Origin of the sequence: Pseudomonas sp. S5D5 (assembly GCF_003013355.1) — a bacterium.
Lineage (GTDB): Bacteria > Pseudomonadota > Gammaproteobacteria > Pseudomonadales > Pseudomonadaceae > Aquipseudomonas > Aquipseudomonas aylmerensis.
Genome location: NZ_PTEO01000001.1, coordinates 1270103 through 1288223, shown reverse-complemented (window position 1 = coordinate 1288223; position 18121 = coordinate 1270103). Strand labels below are relative to the sequence as shown.

18 protein-coding genes are annotated in these 18121 nt (G+C 62.3%); 10 read left to right on the top strand and 8 right to left on the bottom strand.

The genetic code is table 11. The features are described from left to right. Positions 1–720 precede the first annotated feature (720 nt). The 6 genes from rluB to C9990_RS06095 all read right to left on the bottom strand — a co-directional run bounded on the left by rluB (position 721) and on the right by C9990_RS06095 (position 5713). Positions 721–1944, bottom strand: a complete 1224-nt coding sequence (rluB, locus tag C9990_RS06120; RefSeq protein ID WP_106802764.1) for a 23S rRNA pseudouridine(2605) synthase RluB — start codon at positions 1942–1944, stop codon at positions 721–723. A 144-nt stretch (positions 1945–2088) separates the two neighbouring features. Further along, the gene (locus C9990_RS06115; protein ID WP_044267786.1) at positions 2089–2280 is read right to left on the bottom strand and encodes a DUF1289 domain-containing protein; all 192 of its coding nucleotides are present in this window, start codon (positions 2278–2280) and stop codon (positions 2089–2091) included. Positions 2281–2406: 126 nt separating this feature from the next. Further along, the gene (gene scpB, locus C9990_RS06110; RefSeq protein ID WP_106802763.1) at positions 2407–3375 is read right to left on the bottom strand and encodes an SMC-Scp complex subunit ScpB; all 969 of its coding nucleotides are present in this window, start codon (positions 3373–3375) and stop codon (positions 2407–2409) included. Between the two features lie 12 nt (positions 3376–3387). After that, on the bottom strand, positions 3388–4086 hold the full coding sequence (locus C9990_RS06105; protein WP_169851199.1) for a ScpA family protein: 699 nt from the start codon (positions 4084–4086) through the stop codon (positions 3388–3390). Positions 4087–4206: 120 nt separating this feature from the next. After that, positions 4207–4836, bottom strand: coding sequence for an L-threonylcarbamoyladenylate synthase (locus tag C9990_RS06100; RefSeq protein ID WP_065908929.1), 630 nt, complete (start codon positions 4834–4836; stop codon positions 4207–4209). Between the two features lie 13 nt (positions 4837–4849). Then, on the bottom strand, positions 4850–5713 hold the full coding sequence (locus tag C9990_RS06095) for a PHP domain-containing protein (protein ID WP_106802762.1): 864 nt from the start codon (positions 5711–5713) through the stop codon (positions 4850–4852). 87 nt (positions 5714–5800) lie between these two features. Here C9990_RS06095 and C9990_RS06090 point away from each other — a divergent pair, with 87 nt between their 5' ends. The 7 genes from C9990_RS06090 (at position 5801) to C9990_RS06060 (ending at position 11411) form a co-directional block, all read left to right on the top strand. After that, positions 5801–6397, top strand: coding sequence for a septation protein A (locus C9990_RS06090; RefSeq protein ID WP_065908925.1), 597 nt, complete (start codon positions 5801–5803; stop codon positions 6395–6397). 1 nt (position 6398) lies between these two features. Then, positions 6399–6698, top strand: coding sequence for a YciI family protein (locus C9990_RS06085; RefSeq protein ID WP_065908922.1), 300 nt, complete (start codon positions 6399–6401; stop codon positions 6696–6698). Positions 6699–6805: 107 nt separating this feature from the next. After that, the gene (locus C9990_RS06080) at positions 6806–7213 is read left to right on the top strand and encodes a translation initiation factor 2 (protein WP_065908920.1); all 408 of its coding nucleotides are present in this window, start codon (positions 6806–6808) and stop codon (positions 7211–7213) included. A 7-nt stretch (positions 7214–7220) separates the two neighbouring features. Further along, positions 7221–7898 (top strand): response regulator transcription factor, encoded by a 678-nt coding sequence (locus C9990_RS06075; RefSeq protein ID WP_003193803.1) that lies wholly within the window; start codon positions 7221–7223, stop codon positions 7896–7898. A gap of 247 nt (positions 7899–8145) precedes the next feature. Next, the gene (locus C9990_RS06070; RefSeq protein ID WP_106802761.1) at positions 8146–8610 is read left to right on the top strand and encodes a Spy/CpxP family protein refolding chaperone; all 465 of its coding nucleotides are present in this window, start codon (positions 8146–8148) and stop codon (positions 8608–8610) included. 67 nt (positions 8611–8677) lie between these two features. Continuing rightward, the gene (locus tag C9990_RS06065) at positions 8678–10021 is read left to right on the top strand and encodes a HAMP domain-containing sensor histidine kinase (protein ID WP_106802760.1); all 1344 of its coding nucleotides are present in this window, start codon (positions 8678–8680) and stop codon (positions 10019–10021) included. 40 nt (positions 10022–10061) lie between these two features. Further along, on the top strand, positions 10062–11411 hold the full coding sequence (locus C9990_RS06060) for a CoA transferase (RefSeq protein ID WP_106802759.1): 1350 nt from the start codon (positions 10062–10064) through the stop codon (positions 11409–11411). Between the two features lie 103 nt (positions 11412–11514). On the opposite strand, the gene C9990_RS06055 is transcribed toward C9990_RS06060, so the two are convergent. Continuing rightward, positions 11515–12378, bottom strand: coding sequence for a DNA-3-methyladenine glycosylase (locus C9990_RS06055; RefSeq protein WP_106802758.1), 864 nt, complete (start codon positions 12376–12378; stop codon positions 11515–11517). Continuing rightward, positions 12375–13802 (bottom strand): arginine-ornithine antiporter, encoded by a 1428-nt coding sequence (arcD, locus tag C9990_RS06050; protein ID WP_106802757.1) that lies wholly within the window; start codon positions 13800–13802, stop codon positions 12375–12377. The genes C9990_RS06055 and arcD (C9990_RS06050) overlap by 4 nt, the downstream gene beginning before the upstream one ends. A 446-nt stretch (positions 13803–14248) precedes the next feature. On the opposite strand from arcD (C9990_RS06050), the gene arcD (C9990_RS06045) reads away from it, so the two are divergent. The 3 genes from arcD (C9990_RS06045) (at position 14249) to C9990_RS06035 (ending at position 18036) form a co-directional block, all read left to right on the top strand. Beyond that, a complete protein-coding gene (arcD, locus tag C9990_RS06045) occupies positions 14249–15676 on the top strand; it encodes an arginine-ornithine antiporter (protein ID WP_065908905.1) in 1428 nt (475 codons plus the stop codon). Between the two features lie 24 nt (positions 15677–15700). Further along, positions 15701–16957, top strand: coding sequence for an arginine deiminase (arcA, locus tag C9990_RS06040; protein ID WP_065908901.1), 1257 nt, complete (start codon positions 15701–15703; stop codon positions 16955–16957). 68 nt (positions 16958–17025) lie between these two features. After that, positions 17026–18036, top strand: coding sequence for an ornithine carbamoyltransferase (locus tag C9990_RS06035; RefSeq protein WP_003220053.1), 1011 nt, complete (start codon positions 17026–17028; stop codon positions 18034–18036). Positions 18037–18121: the final 85 nt, after the last annotated feature.

Genomic DNA, 18121 nt, shown 5'->3' with positions numbered 1-18121 from the left:
GCCACCCTCTCCAGAAACTGACCCACCGCTTTCGCGAGCAAGCCCGCTCCCACAGTGGAACTGCGCCAGACACAGGAATCAGGCCAGCCCCTCCAAAACTGTGGGAGTTGAGCCAGGCACAGCATTCAGTCCAGACACGAATCAGTGTGGGAGCTGGCTTGCCTGCGAAGGCGGTGGACCAGCTAAATCATGGTTGACTGACCCACCGCTTCGCGGGCAAGCCCGCTCCCACAGTTTTGAATGCTGTTGGGCTTGGGCTTCGGGGTGCTGCACCAGCATTTGAGCGGACGGTACAACTCGGTTCCAACCTTGAAATACACCCCAAATGTGGGAGTTGAGCCAGGCACAGCATTCAGTCCAGACACCAATCAGTGTGGGAGCTGGCTTGCCTGCGAAGGCGGTGGATCAGCTAAATCATGGTTGACTGATCCACCGCTTCGCGGGCAAGCCCGCTCCCACAGTTTTGAATGCTGTTGGGCTTGGGATTCGGGGTGCTGCATCGGCATTTGAGCGGACGGTACAACTCGGTTCCAACCTTGAAATACACCCCAAATGTGGGAGCGGGCTTGCTCGCGAATGCGGCAGACCAGCCAACTTCTCCAGCGACTGACACAGCGTTTTCGCGAGCAAGCCCACACACACATTGGAACGGGTCAGCAAATCCAGACCAAAAAAAAACGCCAACCCTAGGGTTGGCGTTTGTGTGCAGCGCTTAGCGTATCACTGCGGCTTCTTGCGACCAAAACCTGGACGCTGACCCGAACCGGCCGGGGCGCCACGGCGCTTGCCGGACGGCTCGTCCGCGACCAGTTTCGGCCCGGGGCGCTTGTTTGCCGCCGGCTTGGCTGGACGCTTGGTGCTGGCGTTATCCGCTGGGCGATCGGCTTCACCACGGTTGCTGCGACCGCCGCTCGGCGCTTCACCACGGGCCGGACGCGGCGCACGTGGAGCACGCTCGCCTTCCTGACGCGACGGCGCCGTCGGGCGACGCTCGCCTTCGATGTGCGGCTCACGGGAGATACGCCCGCCGGTCGCCGGCGCATTCAGGGCCGGGCGCAAGGTGCGCGCCACGCGCTCGGTACGCGCAACAGGACGCGAGGATTTACGCTGCATACGCTCAAGCTTGTCTTTGCTCTTGGCGTTCATCTGCGGCATCGCGACCGGCGTCAGGCCGACTTCGGCGCTGAGGATGTCGACTTCGTACTGGCTCATTTCGCGCCAGCGGCCCATCGGCAGGTCGGAGTTGAGGAACACCGGACCGAAACGCACGCGCTTCAGGCGGCTGACCACCAGGCCCTGGGATTCCCACAGACGACGCACTTCACGGTTACGGCCTTCCATCACCACGCAGTGGTACCAGTGGTTGAAACCTTCGCCGCCCGGTGCCTGCTTGATGTCGGTGAACTTGGCCGGGCCGTCTTCCAGCACCACGCCGGCCTTCAGACGTTCGATCATCTCGTCGTCGACTTCACCGCGTACACGCACGGCGTATTCACGGTCCATCTCGTAGGACGGGTGCATCAGGCGGTTGGCCAGTTCACCGTCGGTGGTGAACATCAGCAAGCCGGTGGTGTTGATGTCCAGGCGACCGATGTTGATCCAGCGGCCTTCCTTGGGCTTGGGCATCTTGTCGAACACGGTCGGACGGCCTTCCGGGTCGTCACGGGTGCAGATCTCGCCATCGGGCTTGTTGTACATGATCACGCGGCGCACCGATTCGGCGGCCTCTTCACGCTTGATGACCTTGCCATCAATGGTGATTGCATCGTGCAGGTCGACGCGCTGGCCGAGGGTGGCCTCGACGCCGTTGACCTTGATGCGCTTCTGGGTGATCCAGGCTTCGACGTCGCGGCGCGAGCCCACGCCGATACGCGCCAGCACCTTTTGCAGTTTTTCGCCTGCTGGGCCGATTTCCTGGCTGTCGTTCTGGTCTTGGTCGTTCATCTTAAGCACCTCCCGGTGGGTCGATTCAGGCGTGGCCTGAAGAGTGTTGAAAGCGGGGCTTTGGGGCAATAGCGCGCCAAAGGGTCGCGAATCATACGCGCATGGCGCGCGTTGCGCATCAGAGACTAGTCGATTGGGCCGCCATCATTTGCTTTTCCGCCGACCGGTGGCCCCCAGCGCCAGCAGGCGTAGCTCGGCTTCGGCAAGCACCGTGCGCTTGTCGGCTTTGTCGAGTTTCTTCCAGGCACGGATCTCGCGCTTGCTGCGGCCACAGCCGACACAGATGTCGTCGTTGAATTTGCAGATGCTGATGCACGGGTCTTTGGTGGAACTCATTGAAATCCTCCCAGGCACTGGTTTTCTGTGGGAGCTGGCTTGCCTGCGATGGCATCACCTCGCTATAGCAGAAAGACCGAGTCGCCTGCATCGCAGGCAAGCCAGCTCCCACATTTTGAAGCGGCGTCAGTCTTCGAATTGGCGGCGCTCGGCTTCGATGGCTTCGGCCAGCGCCTGGGCTTCGGCTTCTTCGTCGCTCAGCGACGGTTGTTCGAGGGCGGCGACGGCGGCCAGGAGCTTCTCGCGAGCTTCGGCGACACCGAGGATGTCTTCTTCGGGTTCAGGCTCAGCTTCTGCTTCGACTTCAGCCTCAACTTCAACGTTCACTTGGGCTTCAGCCTCAACATCAACGTCCACTTGGGCTTGCGGCTCGGCAGCCCCATCACGCAGCAAGTCGTCGAAGTCGGTCTTGATGCCCTGCTCCATGTCGTCCAGTTCCAGCAACAGGGTGTGGAAACTGGTTTCGTCCTTGGGTTCTTCCGGCTCGGCGCTGGCGTCGGCCAGTTCCTGCAGGCTCGCCGGGACCGGCGCGTCGTCGAAGTCGAGCACCGGCTCGGCTTCCATTTCGCGCAGCTCGGCCAGGGGCGGCAGGTCGTCGAGGTTCTTCAGGTTGAAGTGGTCGAGAAACACCTTGGTGGTGGCGAACATCGCCGGTTTGCCGGGCACATCGCGATAGCCGACGATGCGGATCCACTCGCGCTCCAGCAAGGTCTTGACGATATGGCTGTTGACCGCCACGCCACGCACATCCTCGATTTCGCCGCGGGTGATCGGCTGGCGATAGGCGATCAGCGCCATCGTCTCGAGCATCGCCCGTGAATAACGCTGCGGGCGCTCTTCCCACAGTCGGCCCACCCACGGGGAAAATTTCTCACGAATCTGCAGGCGATAACCCGACGCCACTTCGCGCAGCTCGAAGGCGCGGCCATCGCAGGACTTGCGCAAGATCTCCAGGGCTTTCTTGAAGACTGGCGGCTCCGGGCGCTCGGCTTCCTCGAAGAGTTCGAACAGGCGCTCCAGGGATTGCGGTTTACCCGAGGCCAGGAGAAAGGCTTCCAGCAGCGGCGCCAGTTCGCGGGGTTCAGTCAGATTCATCGATTCAGCTCTTTATTCGGCTCGCGCCCGCACGTGGATAGCCGCAAAAGGCTCATTCTGGACCAGCTCGACCAAGGATTCCTTGACCAGTTCGAGGATCGCCATAAAGGTCACCACGACGCCCAGGCGCCCTTCTTCGGCAGTGAACAGCTCGACAAACGGCACAAACCCGCCGCCCTTGAGGCGTTCGAGTACATCGCTCATGCGTTCGCGGGTCGACAGGGCCTCGCGGCTGACCTGGTGGCTTTCAAACATATCGCCACGGCGCAGCACCTCGGCCATGGACATCAGCAATTCTTCCAGGCTCACGTCCGGCAACAATTTGCGCGCCCGGGCCTCGGGGGCATCGAGCTTGGGCACCACCACATCGCGGCCCACGCGGCTCAAGCCGTCGATGCCTTCGGCGGCGGCCTTGAAGCGCTCGTACTCCTGCAGGCGGCGGATCAGTTCGGCGCGCGGGTCGTCCTCTTCGGCCTCGATCGTCTCCGAGCGCGGCAGCAGCATGCGCGACTTGATCTCGGCCAGCATGGCGGCCATCACCAGGTACTCGGCGGCCAACTCCAGGCGCACCGACTGCATCAACTCGACATAACCCATGTACTGACGGGTGATTTCCGCCACCGGGATGTCGAGGATGTTGATGTTCTGCTTGCGGATCAGGTACAGCAGCAAGTCCAGCGGGCCTTCGAAGGCTTCAAGGAAGACTTCCAGCGCGTCCGGCGGGATGTACAGGTCCAGCGGCATTTCCATGACCGCCTGGCCATACACCATGGCAAACGGCAGTTCCTGCTGGGCGCCCGCCTGGCTGTCGACGGTTTCCACGGCCGACATTCAGGCCTCGGCCATGAAGGGGGCCGGATCGCCGCAACCCACGCGGATCACTTCGGGTTCGCCGTCCGCCAGGTTGATCACGGTGGAGGCCTTGCCGCCGCCGAAGCCGCCGTCGATGATCAGGTCCACCTGTTTTTCCAGGAGTTGGCGCATTTCGTACGGGTCTTCCAGGGGCTCGGCGTCGCCGGGCATGATCAGCGACACGCTCATCAGCGGCTCACCCAACTCGGCCAACAGTGCGAGGGCGATGGGATGCTCGGGCACGCGCAGGCCGATGGTGCGTTTCTTCGGGTGCAGCAACAGGCGCGGCACTTCGCGGGTGGCGTTGAGAATAAAGGTGTAGGGCCCAGGCGTGTGGGCCTTGAGCAGGCGGAAGGTGCCGGTGTCGACCTTGGCGAACAGGCCCAGCTGGGACAGGTCGCTGCAGATCAGCGCGAAATTGTGCTTGTCATCCAGCTGGCGCAGGCGTCTTACACGCTCGACCGCGCCCTTGTCGCCGATCTGGCAACCGATGGCGTAGGACGAATCGGTGGGATAGATCACCACGCCACCGGCGCGAATGATCTCCACGGCCTGTTTGATCAGGCGCGCCTGGGGGTTTTCCGGATGAATCTGGAAGAATTGACTCACGTGTTCTACCTGTTCAGACGGTGGCAATAATGGGGTCATGCTTGAATCGCCCCCACAAGAGCGGCAAGTCTTCCGGGACGGGGCGATACTCGCCGATCTCGGACCAGCCGCCTGGGCCATGAAAATCACTGCCGGCACTGACCAGCAGACCAAATTCGCGGGCAAGAATCGCCAAGCTGCCCACCTGTTCGGCGGGTTGATAGCCGTTGACCACCTCAATCGCGTGGCCGCCCGCTCCAATATAGTCGCCAATCAGCTTGCGGCGCTTGCTGCGGGTGAAATCGTAATGCCAGGGATGCGCCAGGCTGACCCAGGCCCCGGATGCCCGCAGGGTCTCGACGGTGTCCTCCAGGGTCGGCCAGTGTTGCTTGACGTCACCCAACTTGCCGGCGCCCAGCCATTTGCGAAAGGCTTCGGCGCGGTCCTTGACGAAACCTTCGCGCACCATCCAGTCGGCAAAGTGCGGACGGGCCGGCGCATTGCCGCTGTCGCCCAGTTCCTGCTGGATGGCGCGGGCGCCGTCGAGCGCGTTGGGCATGCCCTTGAGGGCGAGTTTTCGGCTTATTTCTTCGGACCGCAGCCAGCGGCCATCGTGCAATTGGGCGATGGCCTCGACCAGGGGCGGGGCGTTTTGATCGAATCCATAGCCCAGCACATGAATGGTGGCGCCACCCCAGGTACAGGACAATTCCACCCCGTTGACCAGTTGCATGCCCAGGGCATGCGCGGTTGCGCGGGCTTCATCGAGGCCTTCGAGGGTGTCGTGGTCGGTCAACGCCAGGACTCGCACGCCTTTTTCAAACGCACGCGCAACCAGTACCGCGGGCGCCAGGGCGCCGTCGGAGGCCGTGCTGTGGCAGTGCAAATCAACATTCACGGGAGTGTGTAACCTCAAGTCAGCTGGCGCTTTCGCTACCAAGGATGTTTGTTATTATGCCGCCACATCCAGCTTCTGGCTCTTACTGTGAAACAATTCATCGACTTCATCCCGCTGTTGCTGTTTTTCATCGTTTACAAACTCGACCCCAGGGTCATCGATATTGCCGGCCATGAACTGACCGTCGGGGGCATCTACAGCGCCACCGCCGTGCTGATCATCAGCTCCATCGTAGTCTACGGCGCCCTCTTCATCTCCCAGCGCAAACTGGAAAAAAGCCAATGGCTGACCCTCGTCGCCTGCCTGGTATTCGGCAGCCTGACCCTGGCCTTCCACAGCGAGACCTTCCTCAAATGGAAAGCCCCGGTGGTGAACTGGCTGTTTGCCCTGGCCTTCATCGGCAGCCACTTCATCGGCGATCGCCTGCTGATCAAGCGGATCATGGGCCACGCACTGACCCTGCCGGAGCCGGTCTGGACACGTTTGAACGTGGCCTGGATCGTGTTCTTCCTGTTCTGCGGCGCTGCCAACCTGTTCGTGGCCTTTACCTTCCAGGACTACTGGGTCGACTTCAAAGTCTTCGGCAGCCTGGGCATGACCGTGCTGTTCCTGATCGGCCAGGGTATCTACCTGTCGCGCCACCTGCATGACACCGACCCTACTACGCCAAAAACCGAGGACTGACATGCTCTACGCCATCATTGCCACCGATGTTGCCAACTCGCTGGAAAAACGCCTGTCCGTGCGCCCGGCACACCTGGAGCGCCTGAACGAGCTGCAAGCCGCAGGTCGCCTGGTACTCGCCGGCCCGCACCCGGCCGTCGACAGCAACGACCCGGGCGCCGCCGGTTTCACCGGTAGCCTGGTGGTTGCCGAGTTCGCCTCCCTGGCCGATGCACAGGCCTGGGCCAAGGCTGACCCGTATGTTGCGGCAGGCGTCTACGCCGATGTCGTGATCAAGCCATTCAAGCAAGTCCTGCCTTGACCCAGGCGTGTGTCGAACCTAATACGTGCGGCACACTCCTAATTGCTCATTATTCTCGGTAACCTGCCGACAACGTTCTGAATATTCGTGTGGAATCAGGAGTTCCGATGCGCTTACGTCAGTTGTGTCTGTTGGCAGTGGTAATGATCGGGGCTACGGCCCACGCTGAAGAAACCTCGAACACCGGCAGTTCCACGCCCCTGTCCTTGAGTGCCGGCGCCCAGATCACCGAGTTGCAGCAACGCTTGAAAGAAAGCGAACGGCTGCGGGAAGAACTGAGCAAGCAACTGCAGGGTGCGGATGCGACGCGCGAAAGCGCCCAATTGAGTCGTCTTCGCCAAGAGAACCAACGCCTGGCCCAGCAACTCAAAGAGACACAAGGCGGTGCCTTGACCCGATGGCTGACCGAGCAACAGCAATGGTTTGTCACCGGCGGGGCGGTCGCCCTGATCGCCTTGCTGTGCGGGATCTTCGCCAGCGGTGGGCACCGTCGCCGTCGACAATGGCTAAATTGAGTGAGTCATGAGCGAGCTGTTACTGATAGATGATGACCAGGAGCTCTGCGAGCTGCTGACCAGTTGGTTGAGCCAGGAAGGTTTCCAGGTGCGCGCCTGCCACGATGGCTTGAGCGCCCGCAAAGCCTTGGCCGACAGCGCCCCGGCAGCGGTGGTGCTGGACGTGATGCTGCCCGACGGCAGTGGCCTGGAGCTGCTCAAGCAACTGCGCAACGACCACCCGGAGCTGCCGGTGCTGATGCTCTCGGCCCGCGGCGAACCGCTGGATCGCATCCTCGGCCTGGAACTCGGTGCCGACGACTACCTGGCCAAGCCCTGCGACCCGCGCGAGCTGACCGCGCGCCTGCGCGCCGTGCTGCGCCGCAGCCATCCGGCCGCCGTGTCCACCCAGCTGGAACTCGGCGACCTGTGCTTCAGCCCGGTGCGCGGCGTGGTCAGTATCGACGAACAGGAATTCGCCCTCACCGTTTCCGAAAGCCGCCTGCTCGAAGCCTTGCTGCGCCAGCCCGGCGAACCACTGGACAAACAGGAACTGGCGCAGATCGCGCTGGGCCGCAAGCTGACCCTTTACGATCGCAGCCTGGACATGCACGTCAGCAACCTGCGCAAAAAGATCGGCCCGCACCCGGACGGACGGCCACGGATCGTCGCGTTGCGCAGCCGCGGCTATTACTACAGCCTCTGAGTTTCACGCACTCTCCTGTGGGAGCGGGCTTGCTCGCGAATGCGGTGGGTCAGCACATGCATAGGCTGGCGCACCGCATGCGCGATCCAGCCCGCTCCCACATTTGAATACCCAAATCCCCACAGTTTTGTCAGTTCGCAACAAAACCCTCTTTACCCAAGCTTTACCCACACCTGACCGCCGCTGACCTTGATCTCCGTAATCTACTCACATCCGGACTCACCGGAATAGAGACAGGAGAATCACCATGCGCAAGACCCTTATCGCTTTGATGTTCGCCGCCGCCCTGCCGACCGTTGCCATGGCCGCCATGCCAGACGGCCCAGGCCCGATGGGTGAACCTTCCGGCCACATGATGGGTGGCCCAGGCCACTGCGGTGAACACGGTCCGCGTGGCAAAGGCGGCCCTTTCAGCCAGCTGGACCTGAGCAAGGAACAGCGCCAGCAGATCGGCAAGCTGATGGGCGACCAATGGCACGCTCGCAAAGACCTGGTCAAAAAGTACCTGGACAAACTCCCGGCCGCCGACCAGAAAGCCATGCAGGATGAAATCGCCGCCGGCAAGCAGAAAACCCAGGCGGATATCCGTGCAGTCCTCAAGCCTGACCAGCAGAAGAAGTTCGACGAGATCGTCAAGAAGCAAGCCGAGCGCCGCGCCGAGTGGAAGGAATTCCAGGCCTGGAAAGCGCAACAGCCGCAAAAAGCGCAATAATGTTCTAGCTTCACTCCCCCAGCCCAGTGGCTCGCGCCGCTGGGCTTTTCCTGTTTGAGGGTTTCCTGTGCGTTCATTGTTCTGGCGCATCCTGGCCAGTTTCTGGCTGGCCATCGCCCTGGTTGCCGGGTTGTCGATCCTGCTTGGGCACATGCTCAATCAAGATGCCTGGATTCTCAGCCGCCACCCCGGCCTCAATAACCTCGCCGAAGAGTGGACTCAACTCTACGAGGCCCAAGGCGAGGATGCCGCCCAGGACTTGCTGCAACAGCGCAAGCGCCAGTACCACATCGACGTGCAAGTGCTCAACGAAAGCGGCGAGCCGGTCGTGCGGGGCACCTTTCCGCGCCGCGCCGCCGCATTCGAAGCCCGCCAGAATGACAGCCAGGACGGCCACCTGCCCTGGCGACGCCTGACCGCCGAGTACACCAGCGAAAAAACCGGCGACACCTACCTGCTGATCTATCGCATCCCCCATCCCGAGCTGGACGCCTGGCACCGCAGCAGCCTGCTGTGGCCGTTGAGCGCATTGGCCATCGCCCTGGTGGTGCTGACCCTGTTCAGCCTGCTGGTGACGCTGTCCATCACCCGCCCCCTCAGCCGTCTACGTGGCGCGGTGCATGACCTCGGCCAGGCCACGTACCAGCAGAACAGCCTGGCGCGCCTGGCCAACCGCCGCGATGAGTTCGGCGTGCTGGCCACTGACTTCAACCGCATGGGCGCCCGCCTGCAAAGCCTGATCGGCAGCCAGCGCCAGTTGCTGCGCGACGTCTCCCACGAGCTGCGCTCGCCGCTGGCCCGCCTGCGCATCGCGCTGGCCCTGGCCGAACGCGCCAGCCCCGAAGAACGCGAAAAACTCTGGCCGCGCCTGACCCGCGAATGCGATCGCCTGGAAGCGTTGATCAGTGAAATCCTGGTGCTGGCGCGCGTCGATGCCGATAACGCCAGCGCCGAAGACGTCGACCTCAACAGCCTGCTCAAGACCCTGCAAAAAGACGCCCAGCTCAGCGCGCCGGAGCAGGTGGTGCAACTCACCGCCCAACCCGACCTGCGCCTCAAAGGCTGGCCGACCATGATCGAACGCGCGGTGGACAACCTGCTGCGCAACGCGCAGCGCTTCAACCCGAAGGGCCAGCCGATCGAATTGCACGCCCATCTCCACGGCGAGCACATCCTTATCAGCGTGCGCGACCACGGCCCCGGCGTGGATGCCGAACACCTCAGCCAATTGGGCGAGCCGTTCTACCGCGCCCCCGGCCAGACCGCCCAGGGTCACGGCCTGGGCCTGGCGATTGCGCGGCGTGCGGCGGAACGCCATGGCGGCAGCCTGATCCTGGCCAATCATCCTGAGGGCGGGTTTATCGCCAGCATCGACCTGCCATTGGAGCCCGGGGTTGCCACATCGGCCTGATGATCTTCTATAGTGGCCCTTCTCTTAAGGAGGGCCTTTGATGACTGACCTGCTGACTCCCATCCAAGCCGCACTCGATCTACCGCCTACTCCATTGACCGTGACCGAGGCCGGCGCCCTGCCCTCGACCTTCGCCGTCACCGACCTGGCCAGTGCCAGTATCGGTGCCGCCGGCCAGGCCGTGGCCCAACTGGTGCTGGCAATGACCGGCCGCTTGCCCGCCGTGAGCGTGGACCGACGCCTCGCCTCCTTCTGGTTCTCGTCGTCCCTGCGTCCGGTGGGTTGGCAAACCCCACCGCTGTGGGACCCGGTGGCCGGCGACTACGCCAGTGCCGACGGCTGGATTCGCCTGCACACCAATGCGCCCCACCACCGGGCCGCCGCCGAGCAAGTGCTGGGCAAGGTCGCCGACCGCGCCGAAATGGCCAGCAAGGTCGCCGCATGGAACGCCGCCGAGCTGGAACAGGCGATTGTCGACGCCGGCGGCTGTGCGGCACAGATGCGTTCGTGGCAAGCCTGGCAGCAACATCCGCAAGGGCTGGCGGTGAATGCCGAGCCGCTGGTGCAGCGCCAGACCTTTGCCACCACCACCGCAAAAACCTGGACAGGCTCGGTAGCGCGCCCGCTGGCGGGTATCAAGGTGCTGGACCTGACCCGCGTATTGGCCGGTCCCGTCGCCAGTCGTTTTCTCGCCGGGTTGGGCGCCGATGTACTGCGCATCGACTCACCGACCTGGAACGAGCCGGGCGTGGTGCCGGAAATGACCCTCGGCAAACGCTGCGCGCGCCTTGACTTGAAAACGTCCGAAGGCCGGCAGGTATTCGAAGCATTGCTCAAGGACGCCGACATCCTGTTCCACGGTTACCGTGCCGATGCCCTGGAACAGCTGGGTTATAGCGCCGCCGAGCTGCAAAGCATCGCGCCCGGCCTGATCGACGTGAGCCTCAACGCTTATGGCTGGAGCGGCCCGTGGCGCAATCGACGCGGCTTCGACAGCCTGGTGCAGATGAGCAGCGGGATTGCCGACGCGGGCATGGCCTGGAAACACGCGGATCAACCGGTGCCGCTGCCGTTGCAGGCGCTCGACCATGCGACCGGCTATCTGATGGCGGCCAGCGCGATTCAAGCCTTGAGTGAGCGGTTGAAATCCGGGCGTGGCGGATCGGCGCAGTTGTCGTTGGCGCGTACGGCCAAGTTGCTGGTGGAGGCGGGTCAGGTGCCGGAACAGGTGGCGTTGCGGGCTGAGGAACCCGGCGATCAAGGGCTGGTGGTGGAACAGACCGCCTGGGGTCAGGCCCATCGGCTGCTGGCGCCGGTGACCATCAGCGGTACGCCGTTGCAGTGGGATTTGCCGGCCGGGGAATTGGGCTCACATCGGCCGCAGTGGTAGCCTTTCGAGCGTTATCGCAGGCAGGCCAGCTTGCACAATTTGAGTGGTAGACACCCTCAAATGTGGGCGCTGGCTTGCCTGCGAAGAGGCCCTGCCCGCCCCCTCAATCCGCCCGCTGCAGCGACGTCCACAAATGCTGCGCCGCATACGCCCTCAACGGCCGCCACGCCTCGGCCCGCGCCAACAGCTGCCGCGCCGAAACCGGCCCGCCTTCCAGCGCCGCCAGCGCATTGATCAAGCCGATGTCCCCCGACGCAAACGCATCCGCCTCGCGCAGTTGGCGCATGGCGATGTACTGCGCCGTCCAGTCGCCAATCCCCGGCAGCGCGACCAGCCGCGCCACGCCGTCCTTGAGGCTGGCCTTGGGCTCGAACACCTGCGGATCATCCAGTAATGCCTGGGCCATGCCGGACAAGGTGCGACCGCGCGCCTTGGGCATGCCCAGCGCAGCCAGGTCCGCCGCCGCCAACACCTGCGGCGTCGGGAACGCGTGGGTGATGCCGACGTGCGGCGTATCCAGGGGCTGGCCATATTGTGCAACCAACTTGCCCGCGAGGCGGATCGCCGCGACTACTGTGATCTGCTGACCGAGCACGGCACGGATCGCCAGTTCCAGGCCATCCCAAGTGCCCGGCACCCGCAGCCCTGGCCGCGCGGCAACCAACTGCGCCATCAACGGGTCCTTCGCCAATTGCCGGTTGATCAAGGCCGGTTGGGCGTCCAGGTCAAACATCCGGCGCAAGCGCCGCTCGATCTCGGGAAACGCCGCCGGCTCGGGAAAATCGACGCTCACCTCCAGCCAATAGCCGTCACCCGGCGCGACACTGATCCAGCCGTGTCGCCCATCCACGCTGATACTGCGCCGGTACACGCCAGCCACCACCGTCTCGAGCCCGGTGATCGCCCGCGCCGATAAAAAACCCAGCATTGCCGCCCAGTCATAGGGCGGCTGATACACCACTTTCACAACGACAACACCCCGCTGTACAGCCCATACGCCGCCAGGCTGGCGCCGGCGATCACGCAGCTGAAGATGCCTTTTTCCACGTGGGTGAACAAGGGTTGGGCCTGCTCGCGCTTGGCCAGTGCAAACAGCACCACACCGGGCGCGTACAGCAGCGCCGAAAGCAGCAGGTATTTCAAGCCACCGGCGTACAGCAGCCACACCGCGTAGCCGAGGGCGACCAGGCCCACCAGCAAATCCTTGAAACGCTGGCGCTGGGCGCCCTCATAGGTTTCGCCGCGCCCGCTCAACAACACCGCATAGGCCGCCGACCACAGGTACGGCACCAGGATCATCGAGGAAGCCAGGTAGATCAGGGTGGTGTAGGTGCTGTGGGAAAACAGCGTGATGACCAGGAAAACCTGGATCATCACATTGGTCAGCCACAGCGCATTGACCGGCACCTGGTTGGCGTTTTCCTTTTTCAGGAAGGCCGGCATGGTCTTGTCATGGGCGGTGGCGTAGAGGATTTCCGCGCACAGCAGCGCCCACGACAGCAAGGCGCCGAGCAACGACACGGCCAGGCCGATGCTGATGGCCATCGCACCCCAGGGCCCGACGATGTGCTCCAGCACACCGGCCAGGGACGGATTTTGCAATTGCGCCAACTGCGCCTGGCTCATGATCCCCAGGGACAGCACATTCACCAGCACCAGCAGTGCCAGCACGCCGAGAAAGCCGATCACCGTGGCGCGGCCCACGTCCGCGCGTTTCTCCGCCCGCGCCGAATACACGCTGGCGCCCTCGATGCCGATAAACACGAACACGGTGACCAGCATCATGTTGCGCACCTGGTCGACCACGCTGCCGAACTGCGGGTTGCCCAGGCCCCAGATATCGCGGGTGAAGATATCGGCCTTGAACGCCACGCCGGCGATCACGATAAACATCAGCAACGGCACGATCTTCGCCACCGTGGTGATCTGGTTGATGAACGCCGCCTCCTTGATGCCGCGCATCACCAGAAAATGCACGGCCCACAACAGCAAGGACGCGCAGCCGATGGCCACCGGCGTGTTGCCATGGCCAAACACCGGGAAGAAGTAGCCGAGCGTGCTGAACAGCAACACTAAGTAACCGACGTTGCCCATCCACGCACTGATCCAGTAACCCCAGGCCGACGAGAACCCCATGTAGTCGCCGAATCCGGCCTTGGCGTAGGCGTACACCCCGGAATCCAACTCCGGCTTGCGGTTGGCCAGGGTCTGGAACACGAAGGCGAGGGTCAGCATGCCGACGGCGGTGATCGCCCAACCGATCAATATCGCGCCGACCTCGGCCCGCGCGGCCATGTTCTGCGGCAAGGAGAAAATCCCGCCGCCGATCATCGAGCCCACCACCAGGGCAATCAGGGCGCCAAGCCTAAGTTTCTGGGCCGGTTGAGACATGAATACTCCTGGATAATTATTAAATTGAGCTGACAACCGTGCACTCAACTAATTATCTCAGCGAGTGTAGCGTTTATTAAAGACCGCGATAAAACCGCCACGCTCATAACGCAATCGCATGACAATTTATAACGTTCAGGCTTATTTAGAATTTAAATACCGCTGGCACTTAACGTTTGCCGTGCTACTTCGCCCCGCGTCGGGAAAAGTTTGCACATTCAGGAATACGGACTAGCTTCAAACGTCCATACCCCTGACTAAATGATTAACCACAACGCAGAGACCGCTCTGGAAAGCGCCTTTGCGAGGAAAAGTATTGCCCGGGTGTTTTACCCCTAAGTCATTAATTCACAATGGAATGTGCCAATGAAGTGATCTGAGTCAGCTGTTTGATTAGCGCACGGAATTATTCTGTGGTCTCTCTTCTCCTGCATTGGAGTCATGCAATGTCTGAATCTCCCGGAAAACTTCGATTGGGCGCACTGGTTGCACTCGTCGTCGGCTCAATGATTGGCGGCGGGATCTTCTCACTGCCGCAAAACATGGCCGCCAGCGCCGACGTCGGTGCGGTGTTGATCGGTTGGGTGATTACCGCCATCGGCATGCTGACCCTCGCCTTCGTGTTCCAGACCCTCGCCAACCGCAAACCTGACCTCGACGGCGGCGTGTACGCCTATGCCAAGGCCGGGTTTGGCGACTACATGGGTTTCTCGTCGGCCTGGGGTTATTGGATCAGTGCCTGGCTGGGCAACGTCGGTTACTTCGTGTTGCTGTTCAGCACCCTGGGTTACTTCTTCCCGATCTTCGGCGAAGGCAACACCCCGGCAGCGGTGATCGGTGCCTCGGTGCTGTTGTGGGCCGTGCATTTCCTGGTGCTGCGCGGGATCAAGGAAGCCGCGTTCATCAACCTGGTGACCACCGTTGCCAAGGTGGTGCCGCTGCTGCTGTTTGTGCTGATCGCGCTGTTCGCGTTCAAGCTGGAGATTTTCACCGCTGACATCTGGGGCGTGAAAAACCCTGACCTCGGCAGTGTGATGAACCAGGTGCGCAACATGATGCTGGTCACCGTGTGGGTGTTCATCGGCATCGAGGGCGCGAGCATCTTCTCGTCCCGTGCGGAAAAACGCTCCGACGTCGGCAAGGCCACGGTGATTGGTTTTATCACCGTGCTGCTGTTCCTGATGCTGGTGAACGTGCTGTCCCTGGGGATCATGACCCAACCGGAACTGGCCAAGCTGCAAAACCCGTCGATGGCCGCCGTGCTGGAACACGTGGTGGGCCACTGGGGCGCCGTGCTGATCAGCGTCGGCTTGATCATTTCCCTGCTGGGCGCGCTGCTGTCGTGGGTGCTGCTGTGTGCGGAGATCATGTTCGCCGCCGCCAAGGACCACACGATGCCGGAGTTCCTGCGTAAGGAAAACGCCAACCATGTGCCGGCCAACGCTCTGTGGCTGACCAACGCCATGGTCCAGATTTTCCTGGTGATCACGCTGTTTTCCGCCAGCACTTACCTGTCGCTGATCTACCTCGCCACCTCGATGATCCTGGTGCCGTACCTGTGGTCGGCCGCCTACGCGCTGTTGTTGGCGGTGCGCGGCGAGACCTACGAAAACGCCCTGCGCGAGCGCAAGAAAGACCTGTTCATCGGTGCCGTTGCGCTGATCTACGCGGTCTGGCTGCTCTACGCCGGCGGCGTCAAATACCTGCTGCTGTCCGCCCTGCTGTATGCCCCCGGCGTGATTCTGTTCGCCAAGGCCAAGCATGAGTTGGGCAAACCGATTTTCACCAATGTCGAGAAGCTGATTTTCGCCGCGGTAGTCGTTGGCGCCCTGGTGGCTGCCTATGGCCTCTACGACGGCTTCCTGACTCTGTAACTGTTGTTCACTGGAGGATCTGTAATGACCACGGAAAAAGTGAAGTACGGCGTACATTCCGAAGCCGGCAAACTGCGCAAAGTCATGGTGTGCTCCCCAGGCTTGGCCCACCAGCGGCTGACCCCCAATAACTGCGATGAACTGCTGTTCGATGACGTGCTGTGGGTCGCCCAGGCCAAGCGCGACCATTTCGACTTCGTCACCAAGATGCGCGAGCGCGACATTGATGTGCTGGAAATGCACAACCTGCTGACCGACATCGTCGCCATCCCCGAAGCGCTGGACTGGATCCTGGAGCGCAAGATCACTGCCAATACGGTGGGCCTGGGCCTGGTCGATGAAGTCAGCTCGTGGCTGCGCAGCCTGGAGCCGCGCAAAATCAGTGAGTTCCTGATCGGTGGCGTGTCGGCCGAGGACCTGCCGAGCAGCTTCGGCGGCAAGACCATCGAAATGTTCCGCGACTTCCTCGGCCACTCGAGCTTCATCCTGCCGCCGCTTCCCAACACCCAGTTCACCCGCGACACCACCTGCTGGATCTACGGCGGCGTGACGCTGAACCCGATGTACTGGCCGGCGCGACGCCAGGAAACCCTGCTGGCCAGCGCTATCTACAAATTCCACCCGGAGTTCACCAACGCCGACTTCCAGATTTGGTACGGTGACCCCGACCAGGAACACGGCGCCTCCACCCTGGAAGGCGGCGACGTCATGCCGATTGGCAACGGCGTCGTGTTGATCGGCATGGGCGAGCGCTCGTCCCATCAGGCCATCGGCCAACTGGCGCGCAACCTGTTCAAAAACAAAGCCGTGGAACGCGTGATCGTTGCCGGCCTGCCGAAATCCCGTGCGGCAATGCACCTGGACACGGTGTTCAGCTTCTGCGACCGCGACCTGGTCACCATCTTCCCTGAAGTGGTCAACCAGATCGTACCGTTCACTCTGCGTCCCGATGAAAGCAAGCCGCACGGTATCGATATCCAACGCGAGAAAACCAACTTCCTCGAGACCGTCGCTGCGGCCCTCAATCTCAAGGCGCTGCGCGTGGTCGAGACCGGTGGCAACAGCTTCGCCGCCGAGCGCGAACAATGGGACGACGGCAACAACGTAGTGGCCGTGGAGCCGGGTGTGGTGATCGGCTACGACCGTAACACCTACACCAACACCCTGCTGCGCAAGGCCGGTGTGGAGGTCATCACCATCAGCGCCGGTGAACTCGGCCGTGGCCGTGGCGGCGGCCACTGCATGACCTGCCCGATCATCCGCGACCCTATCGACTATTAATTTTTGGCCTTGGCCACTGCTTATCCGGCAGTGGCCAGGGGGATAACCGAAACCCAAGGAGATCCATCATGGCTTTTAATATGCGCAACCGCAGCCTGCTCTCGCTGATGCACCACACGACCCGCGAGCTGCACTACCTGCTGGACCTGTCCCGCGACCTCAAGCGCGCCAAATATACCGGCACCGAGCGTCCGCACCTGAAAGGCAAGAACATCGCGCTGATCTTCGAGAAAACCTCGACGCGCACCCGTTGCGCCTTCGAAGTCGCAGCCCATGACCAGGGCGCGCACGTCACCTACATCGACCCGGTGTCGTCGCAGATCGGCCACAAGGAAAGCATGAAGGACACCGCCCGCGTACTCGGGCGGATGTTCGATGCCATCGAGTACCGTGGCTTCGAACAGGAAATCGTCGAAGAGCTGGCCAAGTTCGCCGGTGTGCCGGTGTTCAACGGCCTGACAGCCGAATTCCACCCGACCCAAATGATCGCCGACACCCTGACCATGCGCGAACACAGCGACAAGCCGCTGCATGACATCAGCTACGCCTACCTGGGCGACGCGCGCTACAACATGGGCAACTCGCTGCTGATGATCGGCGCCAAGCTGGGCATGGACGTGCGCATTGGCGCGCCGAAAGCCCTGTGGCCGCACGCTGATTTCATCAAGCAGTGCCAGGCATTCGCCGAGGAAAGCGGCGCGCGCATCACCATCACCGAAGACCCGAAAGAAGCGGTCAAGGGCGTCGACTTCATCCACACCGATATCTGGGTGTCGATGGGTGAGCCGGTGGAGGCGTGGGACGAGCGCATCGAGCAACTGCTGCCGTACCAGGTCAATGCCAAGATGATGAAAGCCTCGGGCAACCCACGGGTGAAATTCATGCACTGCCTGCCGGCGTTCCACAACAGCGAAACCAAGGTCGGCAAGGACATCGCCGCGCGCTATCCGAACCTGGCCAATGGCGTGGAGGTGACCGAGGAAGTGTTCGAGTCGCCGGCCAACATCGCGTTTGAGCAGGCGGAGAACCGCATGCACACCATCAAGGCGATCCTGGTGTCGGCGTTGGCGGATATCTAACCCTCGACACCGTTCCCACTGTTGAAACGCGATCAAAACTGTGGGAGCGGGCTTGCTCGCGAATGCGGTGTGTCAGTCCGCACAT